The 20,035-nt window shown below is 67.9% G+C and carries 15 protein-coding genes and 1 pseudogene; 8 read left to right on the top strand and 8 right to left on the bottom strand.

What is annotated here, in order from left to right; genetic code table 11:
• Positions 1–44: 44 nt before the first annotated feature.
• A complete protein-coding gene (locus tag C6P64_RS03355) occupies positions 45–1,913 on the bottom strand; it encodes a potassium transporter Kup (RefSeq protein WP_105747185.1) in 1,869 nt (622 codons plus the stop codon).
• Positions 1,914–2,059: 146 nt separating this feature from the next.
• Positions 2,060–3,355: a glutamate--cysteine ligase gene (gene gshA, locus C6P64_RS03350; RefSeq protein ID WP_105747184.1), complete on the bottom strand. Its 1,296-nt coding sequence runs from the start codon at positions 3,353–3,355 to the stop codon at positions 2,060–2,062.
• Between the two features lie 197 nt (positions 3,356–3,552).
• Here gshA and C6P64_RS03345 point away from each other — a divergent pair, with 197 nt between their 5' ends.
• Positions 3,553–4,737: an MFS transporter gene (locus tag C6P64_RS03345; protein WP_105747183.1), complete on the top strand. Its 1,185-nt coding sequence runs from the start codon at positions 3,553–3,555 to the stop codon at positions 4,735–4,737.
• 35 nt (positions 4,738–4,772) lie between these two features.
• Here the strand turns inward: C6P64_RS03345 and C6P64_RS03340 are convergent, their stop codons facing one another.
• From C6P64_RS03340 to C6P64_RS03330, 3 genes and pseudogenes are all read right to left on the bottom strand, one after another.
• Positions 4,773–6,746 (bottom strand): methyl-accepting chemotaxis protein, encoded by a 1,974-nt coding sequence (locus tag C6P64_RS03340; RefSeq protein ID WP_105747182.1) that lies wholly within the window; start codon positions 6,744–6,746, stop codon positions 4,773–4,775.
• A gap of 150 nt (positions 6,747–6,896) precedes the next feature.
• A pseudogene (locus tag C6P64_RS03335) lies at positions 6,897–8,387 on the bottom strand (M20/M25/M40 family metallo-hydrolase).
• Positions 8,388–8,410: 23 nt separating this feature from the next.
• Positions 8,411–10,399: a monovalent cation:proton antiporter family protein gene (locus C6P64_RS03330; RefSeq protein WP_105747181.1), complete on the bottom strand. Its 1,989-nt coding sequence runs from the start codon at positions 10,397–10,399 to the stop codon at positions 8,411–8,413.
• A gap of 68 nt (positions 10,400–10,467) precedes the next feature.
• Between C6P64_RS03330 and C6P64_RS03325 the strand changes: the two genes are divergently transcribed.
• From C6P64_RS03325 to lptC, 3 genes are read left to right on the top strand one after another with little or no spacing between them, the layout of a single operon-like run.
• The gene (locus C6P64_RS03325; protein ID WP_105747180.1) at positions 10,468–11,457 is read left to right on the top strand and encodes a KpsF/GutQ family sugar-phosphate isomerase; all 990 of its coding nucleotides are present in this window, start codon (positions 10,468–10,470) and stop codon (positions 11,455–11,457) included.
• A gap of 26 nt (positions 11,458–11,483) precedes the next feature.
• Positions 11,484–12,056, top strand: a complete 573-nt coding sequence (locus C6P64_RS03320) for a KdsC family phosphatase (RefSeq protein ID WP_105747179.1) — start codon at positions 11,484–11,486, stop codon at positions 12,054–12,056.
• Positions 12,053–12,670, top strand: coding sequence for an LPS export ABC transporter periplasmic protein LptC (gene lptC, locus C6P64_RS03315; protein ID WP_105747178.1), 618 nt, complete (start codon positions 12,053–12,055; stop codon positions 12,668–12,670). Before C6P64_RS03320 ends, lptC begins: the two co-directional genes overlap by 4 nt.
• 102 nt (positions 12,671–12,772) lie before the next feature.
• On the opposite strand, the gene C6P64_RS03310 is transcribed toward lptC, so the two are convergent.
• Complete coding sequence (locus C6P64_RS03310; protein WP_105747177.1) at positions 12,773–13,210, bottom strand: RNA recognition motif domain-containing protein; 438 nt, start codon at positions 13,208–13,210, stop codon at positions 12,773–12,775.
• 262 nt (positions 13,211–13,472) lie between these two features.
• Complete coding sequence (locus C6P64_RS03305) at positions 13,473–14,300, bottom strand: formate/nitrite transporter family protein (protein WP_105747176.1); 828 nt, start codon at positions 14,298–14,300, stop codon at positions 13,473–13,475.
• Positions 14,301–14,496: 196 nt separating this feature from the next.
• On the opposite strand from C6P64_RS03305, the gene metX reads away from it, so the two are divergent.
• The 3 genes from metX to ilvD all read left to right on the top strand — a co-directional run bounded on the left by metX (position 14,497) and on the right by ilvD (position 18,229).
• Entirely contained in the window at positions 14,497–15,690 is a 1,194-nt protein-coding gene (metX, locus tag C6P64_RS03300; protein WP_105747175.1) for a homoserine O-succinyltransferase MetX, read from the top strand.
• Positions 15,687–16,271: a methionine biosynthesis protein MetW gene (metW, locus tag C6P64_RS03295; protein WP_105747174.1), complete on the top strand. Its 585-nt coding sequence runs from the start codon at positions 15,687–15,689 to the stop codon at positions 16,269–16,271. The genes metX and metW overlap by 4 nt, the downstream gene beginning before the upstream one ends.
• A gap of 98 nt (positions 16,272–16,369) precedes the next feature.
• Positions 16,370–18,229, top strand: a complete 1,860-nt coding sequence (gene ilvD, locus C6P64_RS03290) for a dihydroxy-acid dehydratase (RefSeq protein WP_105747173.1) — start codon at positions 16,370–16,372, stop codon at positions 18,227–18,229.
• Between the two features lie 24 nt (positions 18,230–18,253).
• Here ilvD and C6P64_RS03285 read toward each other — a convergent pair whose 3' ends face one another.
• Entirely contained in the window at positions 18,254–19,009 is a 756-nt protein-coding gene (locus tag C6P64_RS03285) for an enoyl-CoA hydratase/isomerase family protein (protein WP_245911615.1), read from the bottom strand.
• A 156-nt stretch (positions 19,010–19,165) separates the two neighbouring features.
• Here C6P64_RS03285 and C6P64_RS03280 point away from each other — a divergent pair.
• On the top strand, positions 19,166–20,035 hold an 870-nt coding region (locus C6P64_RS03280; protein WP_483869222.1), incomplete at its 3' end, for a glucose-6-phosphate isomerase.

Genomic DNA, 20,035 nt, shown 5'->3' with positions numbered 1-20,035 from the left:
CAGACCATCGCCTGGCGATGCTCTGTCCCCGACATTGTTTGAAGTTAGATTTCGATCTTGGAGCCGAGCTCGACCACCGCGTTGTTGGGCAGGTTGAGGAACTGGGCCGCCGCGCTGGCGTTGTGGTGCATGGAAGCGAACAGCTTCTCGCGCCACTGCGCCATGCCGCCGCCTATGGTCGGGATCACGATGTCGCGCGACAGGAAGTAGCTGGTCGTCATCGGGTCGAGCGCGACGCCGCGGCCCTTGAGTTGCTCGAGCGCCTTGGGCAGGTCGGGGTCGTTCTTGAAGCCGTAGCTGACGTTCACCTGCCAGCAGTCATGGCCCAGCGACTCGATCTCGAGCCGCTTGTCCATCCCGATCCAGGGCACCGGATGGTTGCAGACCGTCACGAACAGATTGTGCTCGTGCAGCACCTTGTTGTGCTTGAGGTTGTGCAGCAGCGCATTGGGCACCACGCCCGGCTGCGCGGTCAGGAACACCGCCGTGCCCTGCACCCGCGCCGGCGGACTGATGAAGACCGCATCGAGGAAACCGGACAAGGGCAGCGCGTCGCTCTTGAGCGACTCGTTGAGCAGGCGCCGGCCCTCGTGCCAGGTGATCATCAGCAGGAAGATCGCGGCGCCGATCAGCAGCGGGAACCAGCCGCCGTCGGTCAGCTTGAGCAGGTTGGAGCTGAAGAAGGCCAGGTCGATCACGAAGAAGAAGCCGGTCGCGCCGACGCACAGCAGCCAGTTGTAGCCCCAGCCATAGCGGATCACGAAGAAGGTCAGCACGGTCGTGATCAGCATGTCGAGCGTGACCGCGATGCCGTAGGCGGCGGCCAGGTTGCTCGACGACTTGAACAGCGCGACCGCCAGCACGATGGCGACGAACAGCCCCCAGTTGACGAAGGGGATGTAGATCTGGCCGGTGTCCTTGATGCTGGTGTGCTGGATCTGCAGCCGCGGCAGATAGCCCATCTGGATCACCTGCTTGGTCACGCTGAAGGCGCCCGAGATCAGCGCCTGCGAGGCGATCACGGTCGCCAGGGTCGCCATCACCACCGTCGGCAGCAGCAGCCAGTCGGGTGCCAGGTTGAAGAAGGGGTTCTTGACCGCGCTCGGGTCGGCCAGCAGCAGCGCGCCCTGGCCGAAGTAGTTCAGGATCAGGCAGGGCATGACCACGCTGAACCAGGCCAGGCGGATCGGCTTCTTGCCGAAATGGCCCATGTCGGCATAGAGCGCCTCGCCCCCGGTCACGCACAGCACCACCGCGCCCAGGATGATGAAGGTGGTGCCGGGATAGGCCCAGATGAAGCGCAGCGCATGGTGCGGGCTCAAGGCGCCCAGGATCTCGGGGTGGTCGGCGATATGCGGCAGCGCCAGCGCCGCGATGCCGATGAACCACAGCAGCGTGATCGGGCCGAACAGCTTGCCGATGCCGGCCGTGCCATGCCGCTGCACCGCGAACAGGCAGAACAGGATCACCAGCGTGAGCGGGATCACCGCCTTCTTGAAGGTCGGCGAGATGACCTCGAGACCCTCGACCGCCGACAGCACCGAGATCGCCGGCGTGATCACGCCGTCGCCATAGAACAGGCAGGTGCCGAAGACCCCGATCAGCAGCATCCAGCGCCGCAGCTGGGGCTTGTGCTTGATCGACTCCGATGCCAGCGCCAGCATCGCGACCAGGCCGCCCTCGCCGTTGTTGTCGGCGCGCAGCACCAGCGTCACGTACTTGAGCGAGATGATGACGGTCAGCGTCCAGACGAAGATCGACAGCACGCCGTAGATGTTGTCGGGCGTGAACTCGACATGGCCGGAGTGGAACACCTCCTTGACCGCGTACAGCACGCTGGTCCCGATGTCGCCGTAGACGACGCCGATCGCACTCAGGGTGAGCGCACCTAGTGAAGATTTGGAAGCAGACACTCGGAATGCGGGCGGCAAGAACCGCCCGGATGGGTTCAGTTGCCGCTATTGTGCGCCCGAAACGTTACCAACCCTTACAGACAGGCTGAGCGCTGCCGGCCTGTCGGCTGGCAGCAACGTCCCGCTGGCAGCAAACCTTTGGAGGCTCAGTCGTAGACCTCGGCGTTGGGATCGGTCGCCTCGAGCTCGTAGCTCGCCGCCAGCATGGCCAGGCGGCCGATCACGCCATACATGTAGAAGCGGTTCGGCACGCTCGCGCCCGGCTTGTAGCCCGGCTGCGGCTGCTGCGCGCCCTTCTCGAACGCCAGCGGCACGAAGCTGGCACCCGGCGCGTTGAGGTTCTCGTCGACGCCGCGGTCGGCATGCACGCGGTAGAAGCCGCCGACCACATAGCGGTCGAGCATGTAGACCACCGGCTCGGCCACCGCGTCGTTGACGCGCTCGTTGGTCAGCACGCCTTCCTGGATGATCACGTCGTTGACGACCTGGCCGTCCTTGATCACGTTCATCTTGTTCTTGGTGCGGCGGTTCAGGCTGTCGAGCTCCTTGGCGTCGCGCACCGTCATGATGCCCATGCCATAGGTGCCGTTGTCGGCCTTAACCACGACGAAGGGCTTCTCGTTGATGCCGTACTCCTTGTACTTGCGCCGGATCTTGCCGAGCAGCGCATCGACATTGGTCTGCAGGCATTCCATGCCGGTGCCCTCGGCGAAGTTGACCTCGCCGCAGCTGTTGAACAGCGGATTGATCAGCCAGGGGTCCATGCCGAGCAGCTTGCCGAAGCGCTTGGCGACCTCCTCGTAGGCCTTGAAATGCTGGCTCTTCTTGCGCACATGCCAGCCCGCGTGCAGCGGCGGCAGCAGGAACTGCTCGTGCAGGTCCTCCAGGATGCCCGGCACGCCCGCGCTCAGGTCGTTGTTGAGCAGGATGGTGCAGGGATCGAAGTCCTTCAGGCCGATGCGCCGGTTGTGGCGGATCAGCGGCTCGAGCGTGACCTGCTCGCCGTTGGGCAGGTCGAAGGTGGTGGCCTCCTTGATCTCGGGGTTCATCGAACCCAGCCGCACGTTCAGGCCGGCCTGGTAGAAGATCTTCTGCAGCTGCGCCACGTTCATCAGGTAGAACATGTTGCGCGTGTGGTTCTCGGGCACCAGCAGCAGGTTCTTGGCCTCGGGACAGATCTTCTCGATCGCGGCCATCGCGGCCTGCACCGCCAGCGGCAGCATCTCGGGCGTCAGGTTGTTCCAGCCGCCCGGATAGAGGTTGGTGTCGACCGGCGCGAGCTTGAAGCCGGCATTGCGGATGTCGACCGAGCTGTAGAAGGGCGGCGTGTGCTCCATCCACTCCAGGCGGAACCAGCGCTCGATCACCGGGGTGGATTCGAGGATGCGCTGTTCGAGTTCGTTGATCGGACCGGTGAGTGCGGTGACGAGATGGGGAACCATGGTGAGGCCCTTGTGTGATGTTCTGGGTGGCGCCTGGGTAGGCATCGTTCTGGTGCGTCATTCTAGAGACTGGGGACGGCAGAAGCTATTGCAAGACCCCGCGGCCCTGGTCTGGCTGGCGAGCGACCCTAAAATACCCCACCCCCCATATACTTCAGGCTCACCGCCCTCCTCACTCGATCCGATCGGCATCTTCCATGAACCCGAACCTCTGGCTGCTGGCCGCCGCGCAAGGCCTGTTCCTGACCAATAACGTGGTCTTCATCGCGGTCAACGGCCTGGTCGGCCTGAGCCTGGCGCCCGCCGGCTGGATGGCGACGCTGCCGGTCATGGGCTATGTGGTCGGCGGCGCGCTCTCGACCGGACTGGTCGCGCGCAGCCAGGCGCGCTGGGGCCGCAAGGTCTCGTTCCAGCTCGGACTGGGGGTGGCGCTGCTGTCGGCACTGGCCTGCGCCGCCGCGCTGCACTGGCACAGCTTCTGGCTGCTGGTCGCCTCCACGCTGGTGGCGGGCTACTACAGCGCCAACGGCCAGCTCTACCGCTTTGCCGCCGGCGAGCTGGCCGCACCCGCGTTCCGGGAAAAGGCGGTCTCGCTGGTGCTGGCCGGTGGCCTGATCGGCGCCATCGCCGGCCCCAACCTGGCGCAGCAGACACGCGATTCGCTCGGCACCCCCTTCCTGGCGGCCTACCTGGCGCTGGCGCTGGTGGCGCTGCTGGCGATGGCCGTGATCGGACTGATCCGCTTTCCGGCCCAGGCGCCCAAGGCAGCCGGCGCCAGCAGCGGCCGGCCCCTGGGCGAGATCGCGCGCCAGCCGGTCTTCATCGTCGCGGCGGCCTGCTCGGCGCTGGGCTATGGGGTCATGAACCTGCTGATGGCCGCCACGCCGCTGGCGATGCAGGTCTGCGGCATGCCGTTCTCGGACGCGGCACTGGTGCTCGAGTGGCATGTGATCGGCATGTTCGCGCCCGGCTTCTTCACCGGCCACCTGATCAAGCGCTTCGGCGTGCTGCCCATGATGGGCGCCGGTGTGCTGCTCAACGCGCTGTGCATCGCGATCGCGCTCTCGGGCCAGGACCTGCAGCAGTTCCTGGTCGCGCTGTTCCTGCTCGGCATGGGCTGGAACTTCCTGTTCACCGGCAGCACCACGCTGGCGATGCAGGCCTACCGTCCGGAGGAAAAGGACAAGGCCCAGGCGGCGATCAACTTCTGCGTCTTCGCGACCATGGCGCTGACCTCGTTTGCCTCGGGCGCGCTGGTCACGACCCAGGGCTGGACGCTGCTGAACTGGGGCTCGCTGCTGCCGGTCGGCCTGAGCGGACTGGCCCTGCTCTGGCTGGCCGCCCAGCGGCGTGCCGCCGCCAACAGCCAGCCCCGGGCCTGACACCGGGACGGCGCCAGGCAGCGCGCCAGTCGCGCTCAGCCCTGGTGGATCGGGTCTGGCTCGAGCCGGAACACCGACACCAGCTGCACCAGCTCGTCGGCCTGCGCGCTGAGGCTGGTGGCGGCGGCGGCCATCTGCTCGACCATGGCCGCGTTCTCCTGCGTCGCCTGGTCCATCTGCGCGACCGCCTGGCCGACCTGGGTCACGCCGGCGCTTTGCTGGGCACTCGCGACGCTGATCTCGGCCATGATGCGGGTGACGCGCTGGATCGCGTCGACGACTTGGGACATGGTGCTGCCGGCCTGGTCCACCAGCTGGGAACCCTGCTCGACCCGCTCGACGCTGATCCCGATCAGGCCCTTGATCTCCTTGGCGGCGGCCGCTGACCGGCTCGCCAGGCTGCGGACCTCGGATGCCACCACCGCGAAGCCACGGCCCTGCTCGCCCGCACGCGCAGCCTCCACGGCCGCGTTCAGCGCCAGGATATTGGTCTGGAAGGCGATCCCATCGATGACGCCGATGATGTCGGCGATCCGGTTCGAGCTTTCGTTGATCGAGCGCATGGTGGCGACGACGCGGCCCACCACCTCGCCGCCCGCCAGCGCCACCTGCGAGGCCGTCTGCGCCAGCTCGGTTGCCTGGCGGGCATGCTGCGCATTGTGCTGGACGGCCGTGCCCAGTTCATCCATCGAGGTGGCGGTCTGCTGCAGGGCCAGCGCCTGGTTTTCGGTGCGGCCCGACAGGTCGCGGTTGCCCATCGAGATCTGGGCACTGGCCGAGGCCACTGCCTGCGCGCCCTCGCGCACCCGGGCCACCACCGTGACCAGGCTGGCCTGCATCGTCTGCAGCTGGGTCAGCAGGCTGTCCACGCCCGGCTGGCGCGCTGCGGCCGGCTGGCTCAGGTCGCCGGCGGCGATGCGCTGGGCAACGGCCACCGCGTCGGCCGGCTCGCCGCCAATCGGCCGCAGCACCATGCGATCGAGCGACCAGCCCAGCACCAGCGACACCCCGACGATGCTGAGCAGCCCCAGGCCCAGGGCCCAGTTGCGCAGCCGGTGAACCTCGGCCAGCATTTCGCGGCTCGGAATGGTGGCCACGAACGACCAGGGCTTCTGGGTCAGCCCGACCCTGACCGGCACATGGAGGCGGATCACCTCGCCGAGGCGTTCATCCTCGGTGGTCAACTCATGGCGCTGGCCAGCCTGGATCGCGGCCCGCACGGCAGCGAGCTCGGGCTCAGGCCCCAGGCCCTTGCCGATCCGGGCCGGGTCACGATCGGCGACATGGACGGCCTGGTTCGACAGCAGGCTGGCATAGCCACTGTCGAAGATGCGGATCTTGCCTATGCTGTCCTGCAGGCTGGACAGGGCGATATCGACCCCGACGACGCCGAGGAACTGGCCGTCGACCATGACCGGCACCGCCACACTGGTGATCTGCAGCTCCTTGCCAGCGACGACATAGGGATAGGGCTCGATCAGCGTCTCCTGGCCCGTCTGCTTGGGGAGCAGGTAGTAGTCGCCGGCGCCGGGCTTGTCGTAGTCGAGCAGCGGCTCAAGCACGACCTGGCCCGAGCCACGGTTCCAGTAGGGAATGTAGCGGCCGCTGCCGTCATGGCCGGGCTGGTTGATGTACTTGGCATCCTGGCCATCCAGGGCATCGGGCTCCCAGCCGGACCAGACGCCCAGGAAACCCGGATTGCCCGCCAGCACGCCCTTGAGCATGGCATCGGCGCTCGTGCGGTCGATGCGGCCCTGCGCCTTCATGCCGGCCATCGCCTGCGCCAGCGTGCGCGCGGCATCGAGTGCCTGGTCCAGCACGCTCGAGACCTGCCGGCTCTCGTGATTCGCCAGCTCGCTGGCATAGCGCAAGGACAACTGCCTTTGTGCGCTCTCGACCTGGCCGACCAGAACGGCCACGGTGAGCGAAAAGCCGATCAGGACCACCAGTACCACCAGCAACTGTTGTCGCAGGCGCAGGGTGAGCTTGGGCTTCGTGGGATTCCGCATACTGACTTTCCTTGCAAAGATCAATCCGGCCCGGCGTGCAGCCGGGCCGGCATGAGTCAGTGGCAGTCAAGCAGGATCCGTGCCTTGTAGCCGGCGGGACCGGGTGGCATGGCAGCAGCGGGGGCATGGCCCCCGGCTCGGCGTGCCGCCTCAGGGCATGCGCGCGATCACCTCGGCCACGGCAGCCGTCAGGCGCTGCGCATAGGGCAGGTGCAGGAACTCGTTGGGCCCGTGGGCATTGCTCTGGGGGCCCAGCACGCCGCAGACCATCATCTGCGCCTTCGGGAAACCCTGGCTCAGCAGGTTCATGAGCGGAATCGTGCCGCCCTGGCCGATGGTCGCGCAGGGCGCGCCGTAATGGGCCTGGCTGGCAGCCTGGAGTGCCTGCTCGAACCAGGGCCGGGTCGCGGGGGCATCCCAGCCGGTGGCGGCGCCCTCGGGCTCGAAGGTCACCTTGGCTTGGTAGGGCGCGTTGTCCTCGAGCAGGGTTTTCAGCTGCTGCACGGCCTGCGCCGCATCGACGGTGGGCGGCAGGCGCAGGCTGAGCTTGAAGGCGCTCCAGGGCCGCAGCACGTTGCCGGCATTGGCCAAGGCCGGAAAGCCATCGGCGCCGGTCACGCTCAGGGTCGGGCGCCAGGTGCGGCGCAGCAGGGCCTCGACCGGATCGGTCGTGGTCGGCAGGGCGAACAGGGTCGCGCCGCCGCAGTCGTGATGCGCCCAGGGAAAGCGCCGGTAGACCTCCGGACCCAGGATGGCAGCGGTCGCGCGCGCCTGCTCGAGGCGCAGCGGCGGGATCTCGGCATGGAAGGCGCGCGGCAGCAGTTCGCCGCTGGCGCTGTCCTCGAGCCGGTCGAACAGCTGGCGCATGATGCGAAAGCTCGACGGCACCAGGCCGGACGCATCGCCCGAATGGATGCCCTCGGTCAGCACCTCGACCTTGAGCACGCCGCTGGCGACGCCGCGCAGGCTGGTGGTGAGCCAGAGCTGGTCGTAGTTGCCGGCACCGCTGTCGAGGCAGATCACCAGGCCGACCTGGCCCAGCCGGGATTTCAGCGCATCGACATAGGGCAGCAGGTCGTGGGAGCCGCTCTCCTAGCAGGTCTCGATCAGGCCGACGATGCGCGGATGCGCCGCGCCCTGGGCCTTGAGCGCCTGCACCGCCGTGATGCTGGCATAGACCGCATAGCCGTCGTCGGCGCCACCGCGGCCATAGAGCCTGTCATCGACGATCTTCGGCGTCCAGGGCCCGAGGTCGCTGCGCCAGCCATTGAACTCGGGCTGCTTGTCGAGATGGCCGTACATCAGCACCGTCTCGCCGCTGGCCGGCGCCGGGCTGCCGTCGCGCCCCGCGCTGGCCGGGATCTCGAAGAACAGCACCGGCGTGCGCGGCTGGCCGTCGGCCTGCTGCAGGCGCAGGATCTCGAGCTGCAGGCCGGGAATGCGCTGCGCCTGCACCCAGTCGGCAGCCTGGCGCAGCACCGCGTCCAGGTAGCCGTGATCGGCCCAGGCCGGATCGAAGGCCGGCGACTTGGCCGGCACCGCGATGTAGCGCTGCAGCTCGGGCACGATGCTGGTGCGCCAGCGCTCGTCGACGAGCGCGCCGACAGCCTGGGAATCGAGTGCGGGAATTCTGGCGTTCATCGTTTCATTCTCCCATGCGTGCATCATTTTCCGCTGACCAGCCGGCTTTCGGCCAGCGCCAGCGCCTCGGGCCTGCCCGACAACACCAGCGAGTCACCGCCCTGCAGCAGCAGCTCGTCCTGCACCGGCATGTTCTTGCCGCTGGCGCGCCGCAGGCTGACCACCCGGACGTCGAGCAGCTGCAACAACATCTCGCCCAGCGGGCGCCCCAGGGTCTTGCCCGCCGGCGGCAGCGTGACCGTGACCAGCCGTTCCTGCTGCTGCTCGTCGGCCGTGCTGTCATCGGCGCCATGGAAATAGCCGCGCAGCAGGGCATAGCGCTGCTCGCGCTGTTCCTGCAGCACCCGGATCACGCGCCGCATCGGCACGCCGACCAGGGCCAGCGCATGGCCCGCCAGCATCAGGCTGGCCTCGATCGCCTCCGGCACCACCTCGGTCGCACCGGCCTGGCGCAGCTTCTCGATGTCCTGCTCATCCACGGTGCGCACCATGACCGGCACCGTCGGCGCGTGCTCGTGCGTCAGCGCAAGCACCTTGAGCGCGCTCGGCGTATCGAGGTAGGTCACCACCACCGCGCTGGCGCGCTTGAGTCCCGCCGCCTTGAGCGCCTGCACCCGTGCCGCATCGCCATAGACCACCGAATGGCCGGCCGCCGCCGCCTGGCGCACCCGGTCCGGGTCCAGGTCGAGCGCCATGTAGGGAATGCGCTCGCGCTCGAGCATGCGCGCGAGGTTCTGGCCGCAGCGGCCGTAACCGCAGATGATCACATGCTTGTCGGCCGCCATCGCGCGCGTGGCGATCTGCGTCATCTGGACCGACTGCATCAGCCAGTCGCTGCCGACCAGCCGGCTCACCAGGGTGTTGCTGGACATGATCACGAACGGCGCCAGCAGCATCGAGATCACCATCGCCGCCAGCACCGGGTTGAACAGCTCGGGCGGGATCAGTCGGTGCTGCGCCGCCAGCTGCAGCAGCACGAAGCCGAACTCGCCTGCCTGCGCGAGGTAGAGACCGACACGCAGCGAGACCCCGGAAGCGGCACCGAAGGCGCGCGCAAGCCCCGTGATCAGGACCATCTTGAACAGCAGCGAGACGACCAGCAGCAACAGCACCAGCGGCCAGCGATCCCAGACGATATGCCAGTCGAGCAGCATGCCGATCGTGATGAAGAACAGGCCCAGCAGCACATCGTGGAACGGCCGGATGTCGGTCTCGACCCGGTGCTTGAACTCGGTCTCCGAGATCAGCATGCCGGCGACGAAGGCCCCGAGCGCCAGCGACAGGCCGGCATGCTCGGTCAGCCAGGCCAGGCCGAGCGTGATCAGCAGGATGTTGAGCATGAACAGCTCCTCGCTCTTGCGCCGCACCACCAGCGTGAGCCACCAGCGCATCACCTTCTGGCCGCCGGTCAGCAGCAGGCCGAGCAGCAGCACCGCCTTGAGCAGCGCCAGCCCGAGTCCGGTCAGCAACTGCTCGGGCGGCGAACCCAGGGCCGGGATCAGCACCAGCAGCGGCACCACGGCCAGGTCCTGGAACAGCAGGATGCCGACCACCCGCTTGCCATGCTCGGACTCGAGCTCGAGCCGGTCGGCCACCAGCTTGACCACGATGGCGGTCGAACTCATCGACATCACGCCGCCGAGCGCCAGCGCGTGGTACCACTCGAGCTTCCACCAGCGCGGCAGCAGCCAGTCGAGCAGCAGCGAGCCCAGCACGGTCAGGACTATCGTCAGCACCACCTGCAGCAGCCCGAGCCCGAACACATGCCGGCGCATGGTGCGCAGCTTGGGCAGGCTGAACTCGAGCCCGATCACGAACATCAGGAACACGACGCCGAACTCGGCCAGATAGCGCACCCCGGCCGAGTCCTGCGCCAGCGCCAGCGCGTTCGGACCGATGAGCACGCCGACGGCGAGATAGCCCAGCATGGGCGGCAACTTGGCCAGACGGCACAGCACCACGCCCGCCACGGCAGCGACCAGGTAGAGCAAGGCAATATCGAGCGAATTCATGCTCCGATCTTATCGGGGCGCAAGGCCGGGTCCGGCCCGGACGGCAGCCCTTGTCCGATAATTCGCCCATGACTGCAAGCTCCCCCATCGACTCCGCCAGCACGCTGGCGCTGGCCCGCGACACCCTGGCGATCGAAGCCCAGGCCATCAGCGCCATGGCCGCCCGCCTCGACGCCGGCTTCGTGCAGGCGGTGCAGCTCGCGCTTAGCTGCAGCGGCCGGCTGGTCGTGACCGGCATGGGCAAGAGCGGCCATGTCGGACGCAAGATCGCCGCCACCCTGGCCTCGACCGGCACCCCCGCGATGTTCGTGCATCCGGCCGAAGCCAGCCATGGCGACCTCGGCATGATCACCCATGAGGACCTGGTGCTGGCGATCAGCAACAGCGGCGAGAGCGAGGAGCTGACCGCCATCCTGCCGCTGATCAAGCGCATGGGCGTGCCGCTGCTGGCCATGACCGGCAAGGCCGGTTCCAGCCTGGGCCGTCATGCCGACGTGGTGCTCGACACCGGCGTCGAAAAGGAAGCCTGCCCGCACAACCTGGCGCCGACCGCCAGCACCACCGCCCAGCTCGCGATGGGCGATGCCTTCGCCGTCGCGCTGCTGAGCGCCAGGGGCTTTCGCCCCGACGACTTCGCGCGCTCGCACCCGGGCGGCGCGCTCGGGCGCAAGCTGCTGACCCTGGTCAGCGACGTGATGCGGCCGGCCGAGCAGGCACCGCGCGTCGGGCTGCAGGCGTCCTTGAGCGAGATGATGCGCGAGATCAGCGCCAAGGGCCTGGGCGCGACCGCCGTGGTCGACGCCGACGGCCTGCCGGTCGGCATCTTCACCGATGGCGACCTGCGCCGACTGATAGAAGGCGGCACCGACCTGCGCGCGGTCAGCGCGGGCCAGGTCATGCACCGCGCACCGCGCAGCATCCGCCCCGACGCGCTCGCGGTCGAGGCCGCCGAGCTGATGGAAAAGCACCGCATCAACAGCCTGCTCGTGATCGACGCCCAGGGCGGGCTCTGCGGCGCGCTCAACAGCCACGATCTGATGCGCGCCAAGGTCATCTGAACTCCTCCCAACCGGACAAGCCAGCCATGAACCAGCCAGCCCCCCTGCCCCCCCTGAAACCGGTCCTGCAATTCCCGCCCGAGCTGCTGCTGCGCGCGCAAGCGATCAAGGTGGTCTTCTTCGATGTCGACGGCGTGCTGACCGACGGCGGCCTCTACCTGACCGAGGCGGGCGAGACGATCAAGCGCTTCCACACCCTGGACGGTCATGGCATCAAGCTGCTGCAGCGCATCGGCGTGACGCCGGCGGTGGTGAGCGGGCGCGATTCGGCGCCGCTGCGCCAGCGACTGGCCGCCCTGGGCGTGACCCATTGCCGCTTCGGCACCGAGGACAAGCGGCCGGCGGCCGAAAGCATCCTGGCCGAACTCGGCCTGGACTGGAGCCAGGCGGCGGCGATGGGCGACGACTGGCCCGACCTGCCGGTGCTGCGGCGCTGCGCGCTGGCGGTGGCCCCGCCAGCGGCACAGGCCGAGTTGCTGGCGCTGGCCCACTACGTGACCCGGGCTGGCGGCGGCATGGGCGCGGCGCGCGAACTCTGCGACCTGATCCTGGTCGCGAGCGGCCGCTACGCCAGCCTGCTCGAGGAAGCCGGGGCATGAAACCCGGCTTGCCCCTGGCGCAACTGCGGCATGGCTGGGACCGGGCGGCGGTCTACCTGCCGGTACTCACGATGGGCCTGCTCGCGCTCGGCAGCTACTGGATACTGCGCAGCACGCCCGAACCGCAGGCGCCAGCCGCGCAGCGTCCGGCCAGCCATGAGCCAGACTATTTCATGCGCAGCTTCTCGGTGCGCAGCCATGACGCCGCCGGCACGCTGCTGAGCGAGCTGTCCGGCAGCGAGGTCCGCCATTACCCGGACAACGATGCGATCGAGATCGACCAGGCGCGCCTGCTCTCGATCAACAGCAGCGGCTACACCCGCGCCGAAGCCCGACGCCTGAACACGGACACGCGCCAGAGCCAGTACCTGCTCGAAGGCGCGGTCACGGTCGAGCGCCACGGCGGGGCCGGCAAGGCCGGGCCGGAAACCTCGATGCACTTCGCCGGAGAACAGCTGCGGGTCCAGGGCGACGGGCAACGCATCGACTCCGAGCTGCCGGTCGAGCTCACGCGCAACGGCAACCGGGCGACGGCGCAAACCCTGCGCTACGACAACCGCACCCGGGTGGCCGAACTGCAGGGCCGGGTACGGGCCCAGCTGTCGGCGCGCTGAAGCCATGAACAAACAAACCCCGGGACCTTGCGGAGCCGGGGTTTGCTTGTCGGCGCACCGAGGCGCACCAGGATTCAGGGGCGCATCGCTGCGCCCAGGCGATCAGTAACCGCCGCGGTTGCCGCCATCACGACGGCCGGGGTTGCCGTAGGGGCTACGGAAGCCACCTTCGCCACCGCCACCGAAGCCGCCTTCGCGACGACCGCCGCCAAAGCCGCCTTCGCCACGGCCGCCGCCGAAGCCGCCATCGCCACGGCCGCCGCCGAAGCCGCCGCTACGGGGCGGACGGGGTTCCATCGGACGGGCTTCGTTGACCACCAGGCTACGGCCGCCGAGCGACTGGCCGTTCATGCCTTCGACTGCTGCTTGAGCTTCAGCGTCGCTGCCCATTTCCACGAAGCCGAAGCCCTTGGAACGACCAGTGTCACGCTCCATCATGACCTTGGCGCTGGTCACCAGACCGAACTCGCCGAAAGCCTGTTGCAGATCGTTGTCGCGCACCGTGTAAGGCAGGTTGCCGACGTACAGTTTGTTGCCCATCAAGGGACTCCCGAAAAAAAACACGAAACAAGTAGCGATGGAGCCCCGGTAGCACGACGAAACCGCATGTCTTGGCCGCTGTGGCGCACGAAACTGACCTATCACCAATCACGCCTGCATTTACAGACGTATCCCATTATGCGCTGTGGCTTTGAAAAACGGGGGGTTTTTTTGTCATCCCGGATCAGGAATCTCGATCTGGTGCAAGTTGTAGCCGTTTAACCCTTGACAGGCACTGGTTTCGTTGTGGCGGCACAACAAGTCAGGCCTCGGGATGCGCCGGATTGCGCCGATAGATGAGGTGATAGGTCAAGGCGACCAGCACGCTGCCGCCGAGCAGATTGCCCGCGATCACGGGTAGCCAGTTGCCCAGCATGCCGGCGCCGGTGATCAGGGGTGCGGGCGGCACCGCGCCGGACTGCTGCAACAGCCAGGCCAGCGGCATCAGGTACATGTTGGCGATGCTGTGCTCGAAGCCGGCGGCGACGAAGGCACTGACCGGAAACACGATCGCGACCGCCTTGTCGACCACGCTGCGTCCTGCCATCGCCATCCAGACCGCCATGCAGACCAGCAGGTTGCACAGCACGCCACGAAACAGCGCCTCCTGCCAGGGCAGGTTTTGCTTGGCCAGCGCGATCTTGAACACCGTCTGCGCGATCGCGCCGCCATTGAGCTGGGGGTGGCCGCTCAGGAAGACCAGCAGCGCCAGGCCGGCGGCCCCCATCAGGTTGGCCAGGCAGACCACGATCCAGTTGCGCAGCAACTCGCGCGCGCTGATCTTGCCGTCGGCCCAGGCCATCGCCAGCAGGTTGTTGCCGGTGAACAGCTCGGCCCCGGCCACCACGACCAGCAGCAACCCGAGCGAGAACACCAGTCCGCCCAGCCACTGGCCGGCGGCATAGCCCAGGCCGGGATCGGACTTGACGATCACGAAGCCGAGCGCGCCCAGGCCGATGAAGGCCCCCGCGAGCACGCCGAGCAGGGCCAGCGGCAGCAAGGCCAGCCTGGCCTTGGCCACGCCCACGGTCTCGACCCGCTGCGCGATTTCGCGCGGCGCATAGGCATCGAAGCCAAAAATCTCGGACATGCAGATCCCCCCTGCCGCGAGTGACGCGGACGATCAACTTATACTATGGCTCAGCGCCGATTTGCTTTCCGGATTGCGGGCGCGATAGAAATGCCGCTAAAGAGGGGACCCCGGTTTCGTGCCCGTCTCTGCTTATCCGACGGTTCGCGGCGCCGGGTTTTTGTTTCGGGACGCACCAGTCCCTGGGGTCAAGCCAGTGATCGTCACGCCGCAAACGATGCGATTCAACCAGCCGCTCACGCTGCAGAGCGGCGCGGTACTGCCCAGCTACGAGCTGGTCTACGAAACCTACGGCCAGCTCAACGCCGAGCGCTCCAACGCGGTGCTGATCTGCCACGCGCTCAACGCCTCGCACCATGTGGCGGGCCTGAAGGCCGACGCCAACGGCCAGGCGATCCCGAAGAGCGAAGGCTGGTGGGACAACATGATCGGGCCCGGCAAGGCGGTCGACACCGATCGTTTCTTCGTCATCGGCATCAACAACCTGGGCTCCTGCTTCGGCTCGACCGGCCCGACCCACCTGAACCCGGCCACCGGCCAGCCTTGGGGCGCGGACTTCCCCGTGGTGACGGTGGAGGACTGGGTCGATGCGCAGGCACGGCTGATCGACGCCCTGGGCATCCAGCAGCTGGCCGCCGTCATGGGCGGCAGCCTGGGCGGCATGCAGACGCTGAGCTGGACGCTGCAATACCCGGAGCGGGTGCGCCATGCGGTCGTGATCGCGAGCGCACCCAACCTCAACGCCGAGAACATCGCCTTCAACGAGGTGGCACGGCGCGCCATCGTCACCGACCCCGATTTCCACGACGGCCACTACCTGCGCGCCGGCACCCTGCCCCGGCGCGGCCTGCGCATCGCGCGCATGATCGGCCACATCACCTACCTGAGCGACGACGTCATGAACGAGAAGTTCGGCCGCCAGCTCAAGCCCCTGGTCGATGCCGCACTGACCCAGGATGCGGCAGCGCTCGAGCGCCTGGACTACCAGTACAGCACGCAGGCGATCGAGTTCCAGATCGAGAGCTACCTGCGCTACCAGGGCGACAAGTTCAGCGAGTACTTCGACGCCAACACCTATCTGCTGATCACGCGGGCGCTCGACTACTTCGACCCGGCGCGCCGCTACGGCGGCAGCCTGAGCCAGGCGCTGGCCCGTGCCAGTGCCAAGTTCCTGCTGGTCAGCTTCACGACCGACTGGCGCTTCTCGCCGGCGCGCAGCCGCGAGCTGGTCAAGGCCCTGCTCGAGAACCGGCGCGACGTCAGCTATGCCGAGATCGACGCCCCCCATGGCCACGACGCCTTCCTGCTCGACGACCCGCGCTACCTGGCGGCCGTGCGGACCTATTTCGAGCGCACCATCGCCGCCGACCTGAAGGGAGCAGCTGCATGAGCGACCCATCGATCATGGAAGGCATCGCCCGCATGGTGCCGCAAGGCGCGCGGGTGCTCGACCTGGGCTGCGGCGACGGCGCCCTGATGGCCTATCTGCAGGCCGAGCGCGGCTGCCAGGGCTATGGGGTCGAGATCGACGATGCCAAGGTGCAGGCCTGCCTGCAGCGCGGCGTCAACGTGCTGCAGTTCAACCTCGAGGAAGGCCTGAGCCTGTTCGGCGACGACAGCTTCGACGTCGTGCTGCAGATCGACACGCTGCAGCATCTGCGCAATGCCGAGACCATGCTGCGCGAGACCGTGCGAGTCGGCAAGCGCTGTATCGTCGCCTTCCCGAACTTCGCGCACTGGCCCAATCGCCTGAGCGTGCTGCGCGGTCGCATGCCGGTCACGCGCCGCATGCCCTACCAGTGGTACGACACGCCCAATATCCGGGTCGGCACCTACGCCGACTTCGAGCAGCTGGCACGCCGCAACGGCCTGGCGATCGAGGACAGCTTCGGCCTGCAGGACGGCCGGGTGCTGCGCTGGCAGCCCAATCTGCGCGCCAGCACCGCGGTGTTCAAGCTCAGCCGGGGCTGAGCCCCACCAGAAACCCGGCCAGCGCCACGGTCTTGCGCCTGCGCACGCCCGGCTCGGCGACAATCGAAAACTGACCCCAAGACAACCAGGACCTCAGCATGCCCATCTACCGTTCCAAGACCTCCACCGCCGGCCGCAACATGGCGGGTGCGCGCTCGCTCTGGCGCGCCACCGGCATGAAGGACGACGATTTCCAGAAGCCGATCATCGCGATCGCCAACAGCTTCACCCAGTTCGTTCCGGGCCATGTGCACCTGAAGGACCTGGGCCAGCTGGTCGCGCGCGAGATCGAGGCCGCTGGCGGCGTCGCCAAGGAATTCAACACCATCGCGGTCGATGACGGCATCGCGATGGGCCATGACGGCATGCTGTACTCGCTGCCGAGCCGCGACATCATCGCCGACTCGGTCGAGTACATGGTCAACGCGCATTGCGCCGACGCGCTGGTCTGCATCTCGAACTGCGACAAGATCACCCCCGGCATGCTGATGGCCGCGATGCGGCTGAACATCCCGGTCGTCTTCGTCTCGGGCGGCCCGATGGAAGCCGGCAAGGTCCGCCTGGCCAACCCGGCCACCCAGACCATCGAGTTCAAGAAGCTCGACCTGGTCGACGCGATGGTGATGGCGGTGGACGACAAGGTCAGCGACGCCGACCTGGCCGAGGTCGAGCGCTCGGCCTGCCCGACCTGCGGTTCCTGCTCGGGCATGTTCACCGCCAACTCGATGAACTGCCTGACCGAGGCGCTCGGCCTGTCCTTGCCGGGCAACGGCACCGTGGTCGCGACCCACGCGGACCGCGAGCAACTGTTCAAGCGTGCCGGCCGGCTGGCTGTCGAGCTGTGCCAGCGCTACTACGAGCAGGACGACGCATCGGTGCTGCCGCGCTCGATCGGCCTGAAGGCGTTCGAGAACGCGATCACGCTCGACATCGCGATGGGCGGCTCGACCAACACCATCCTGCACCTGCTCGCGATCGCCCAGGAAGCCGAGATCGACTTCACGATGAAGGACATCGACCGCCTGTCGCGCGTCGTGCCGCAGCTGTGCAAGGTCGCGCCCAACACCAACAAGTACCACATCGAGGATGTGCACCGCGCCGGCGGCATCATGGCCATCCTGGGCGAGCTCGACCGCGCCGGCAAGCTGCACACCGACGTGCCGACCATCCACGCCAAGACCATGAAGGACGCGCTGGACCAGTGGGACATCGCGCGCCACCCGTCCGAGGCGGTCAAGACCTTCTACCTGGCCGGCCCGGCCGGCATCCCGACCCAGGTCGCCTTCAGCCAGGCCACCCGCTGGCCCAACCTGGACCTGGACCGCGCCGAGGGTTGCATCCGCTCGGCCGAGCATGCCTTCTCGCAGGAAGGCGGCCTGGCCGTCCTGCACGGCAACATCGCGCTCGACGGTTGCGTGGTCAAGACCGCCGGCGTGGACGAGTCGATCCTGGTGTTCGAAGGCTCGGCCTTCGTGACCGAGTCGCAGGACGAGGCGGTCGAGAAGATCCTGGCTGATGAGGTCAAGGCCGGCGACATCGTGATCGTGCGCTACGAAGGCCCCAAGGGCGGCCCGGGCATGCAGGAAATGCTGTACCCGACCAGCTACATCAAGTCCAAGGGTCTGGGCAAGGCCTGTGCGCTGCTGACCGACGGTCGCTTCTCGGGCGGCACCTCCGGCCTGTCGATCGGCCACTGCTCGCCCGAGGCAGCCGCCGGCGGCGCGATCGGCCTGGTCAGGAACGGCGACCGCATCCGCATCGACATCCCGAACCGCAGCATCGACGTGCTGGTTTCGGACGAGGAACTGGCCCGGCGCCGTGCCGAACAGGATGCGCTGGGCTGGAAGCCGGCCAAGCCGCGTCCGCGCAAGGTCTCGGCCGCGCTCAAGGCCTACGCGATGCTCGCGACCTCGGCCGACAAGGGCGCGGTGCGCGACCTGTCGCTGCTCGGCGACTGATCGCGACCCCGGTCGCAGCGGCGCTCAACGGCCGGTGAAGACCGGCCGGCGCCGCTCGGCGAAGGCCTTGCGGCCCTCGGCGAAATCGGCGCTGCGCGTGCTGGCGTGCTCGCGCCGGCGCAATTCGGCCGGATCGTGGCAACCGGCCGCGATCTCGTTGAGCGAACGCTTGATGGCCTCGAGCGTGAGCGGTGCCATGGCCAGCACATCCTCGACCAGGGACTGCAGTTCGGCCTCGAACTGCTCGGGGGCAGCCAGCGCCTCCAGGCAGCCGGTCTGCCAGAGCTGGTCGGCGCTGAACGGACGCCCGGTCAGGAAGGCCCGCTTGGCTGCCGCCAGGCCCAGGCGCTCGACATAGCGCAGCAGCCCGCTCGGGTAGAAATGCAGGCCCAGCGCCGTGGCCGGCATCCTGAATTCCACCCCCTGCAGCGCAATCCTGAGGTCGCAGGCCAGGAACAGGTCGGTCGCGCCACCGTACAGGCTGCCGTTCAAGGCACAGATCGTCACCGGGCGCAGCGCGGCCAGAGCGTCGGGCACCCGCTCGAAGGCGCTCGAGGCCTGGGCATCCTGCTCGAAGCCGCCAATGTCATAGCCGGCACAGAACACGGGCCGGGGCTGGTCCTGGGTGTTGGCGCGCAGCACCAAGACCCGGATCGACGGATCGGCATCGATGCGGGCGAACTGCTCGAGCAGCATGTCCAGATCGGAATCCTGCAGGCGATTGCGGTGTGCCGGCCGGTTCAGCGTGATGGTGGCTACCGCGCCGTGCAGGGTCAACACGGGGGGGGATGAAGGGTTCTGATGAAGCGCGCTCATGGAATCATTGTCGCAGCTGCCAGCGTCCTTCAGCCCGGGATATTCGCTTCGACCCACCGCGCCAGACCCGGATTGTTCTTGCCGATCTGGCATGATTGCCGGCAAAGCTAGCTGTCACACATGAACCCTTTCACTCCCCCCCAACAACGAGCGGCCTGGAAGCGGCTGCAGCAACTGGCCGATCAACCCCTGCCGCATCTGCGTGAGCTGCTGGCCGACCCGGCCAGCGAGCGCCACGCCAGCCTGCAGCTCGAAGTCGCCGGCCTGCAGCTCGATGCCGCACGCCAGCAGGTCACGCCCGAGGTGCTGGCCGCCCTGCTCGAGCTGGCCGCCGAATCCCGCGTGCTCGAGCAGGCCGAGGCCCAGCACCAGGGCCTGCCCGTCAACGCGACCGAGAACCGCGCCGTGCTGCACATGGCGCTGCGCGGCGCCGACATGGCGGACGCTCCCTGGGGCGCGGCGGTATCGGAGGCGGTACGCCAGGAACTCGACCGCTTCCTCGACGCCGCCGAGCGCATCCGCGACGGCCGCTGGCGGGGCCACCGCGGCCAGCGCATCGCCAACGTGATCAACATCGGCATCGGCGGCTCCGACCTGGGGCCGCGCATGGCGGTGCAGGCGCTCGACGCCTGCGCCACGCGCGAGGTGCGGGTGCACTTCGTCTCCAACCCCGACTGCTGGGCGCTGCATTCGCTGCTGCGCTGGTGCAAGCCCGACAGCACGCTGTTCATCGTCCAGAGCAAGACCTTCACGACCCAGGAAACCATGACCCTTGCGGCATCGGCCCAGCGCTGGCTGGCCGACCATGGCCTGCAGACGGCCGAGGAGCAGGCACCGCACCTGATCGCGGTGACCGCCTCGCCGGCGGTCTCGGCCGCCCAGGGCTATGCCGCGGCGCATACCTTCGGCTTCTGGGACTGGGTCGGCGGGCGCTACTCGGTCTGGTCGGCCATCGGCCTGCCGCTGGCAATCGCGATCGGCGCCAAGGCC

Source organism: Malikia granosa, from assembly GCF_002980595.1.
GTDB lineage: Bacteria > Pseudomonadota > Gammaproteobacteria > Burkholderiales > Burkholderiaceae_C > Malikia > Malikia granosa.
This window is presented reverse-complemented; position numbering and strand designations above follow the sequence as displayed.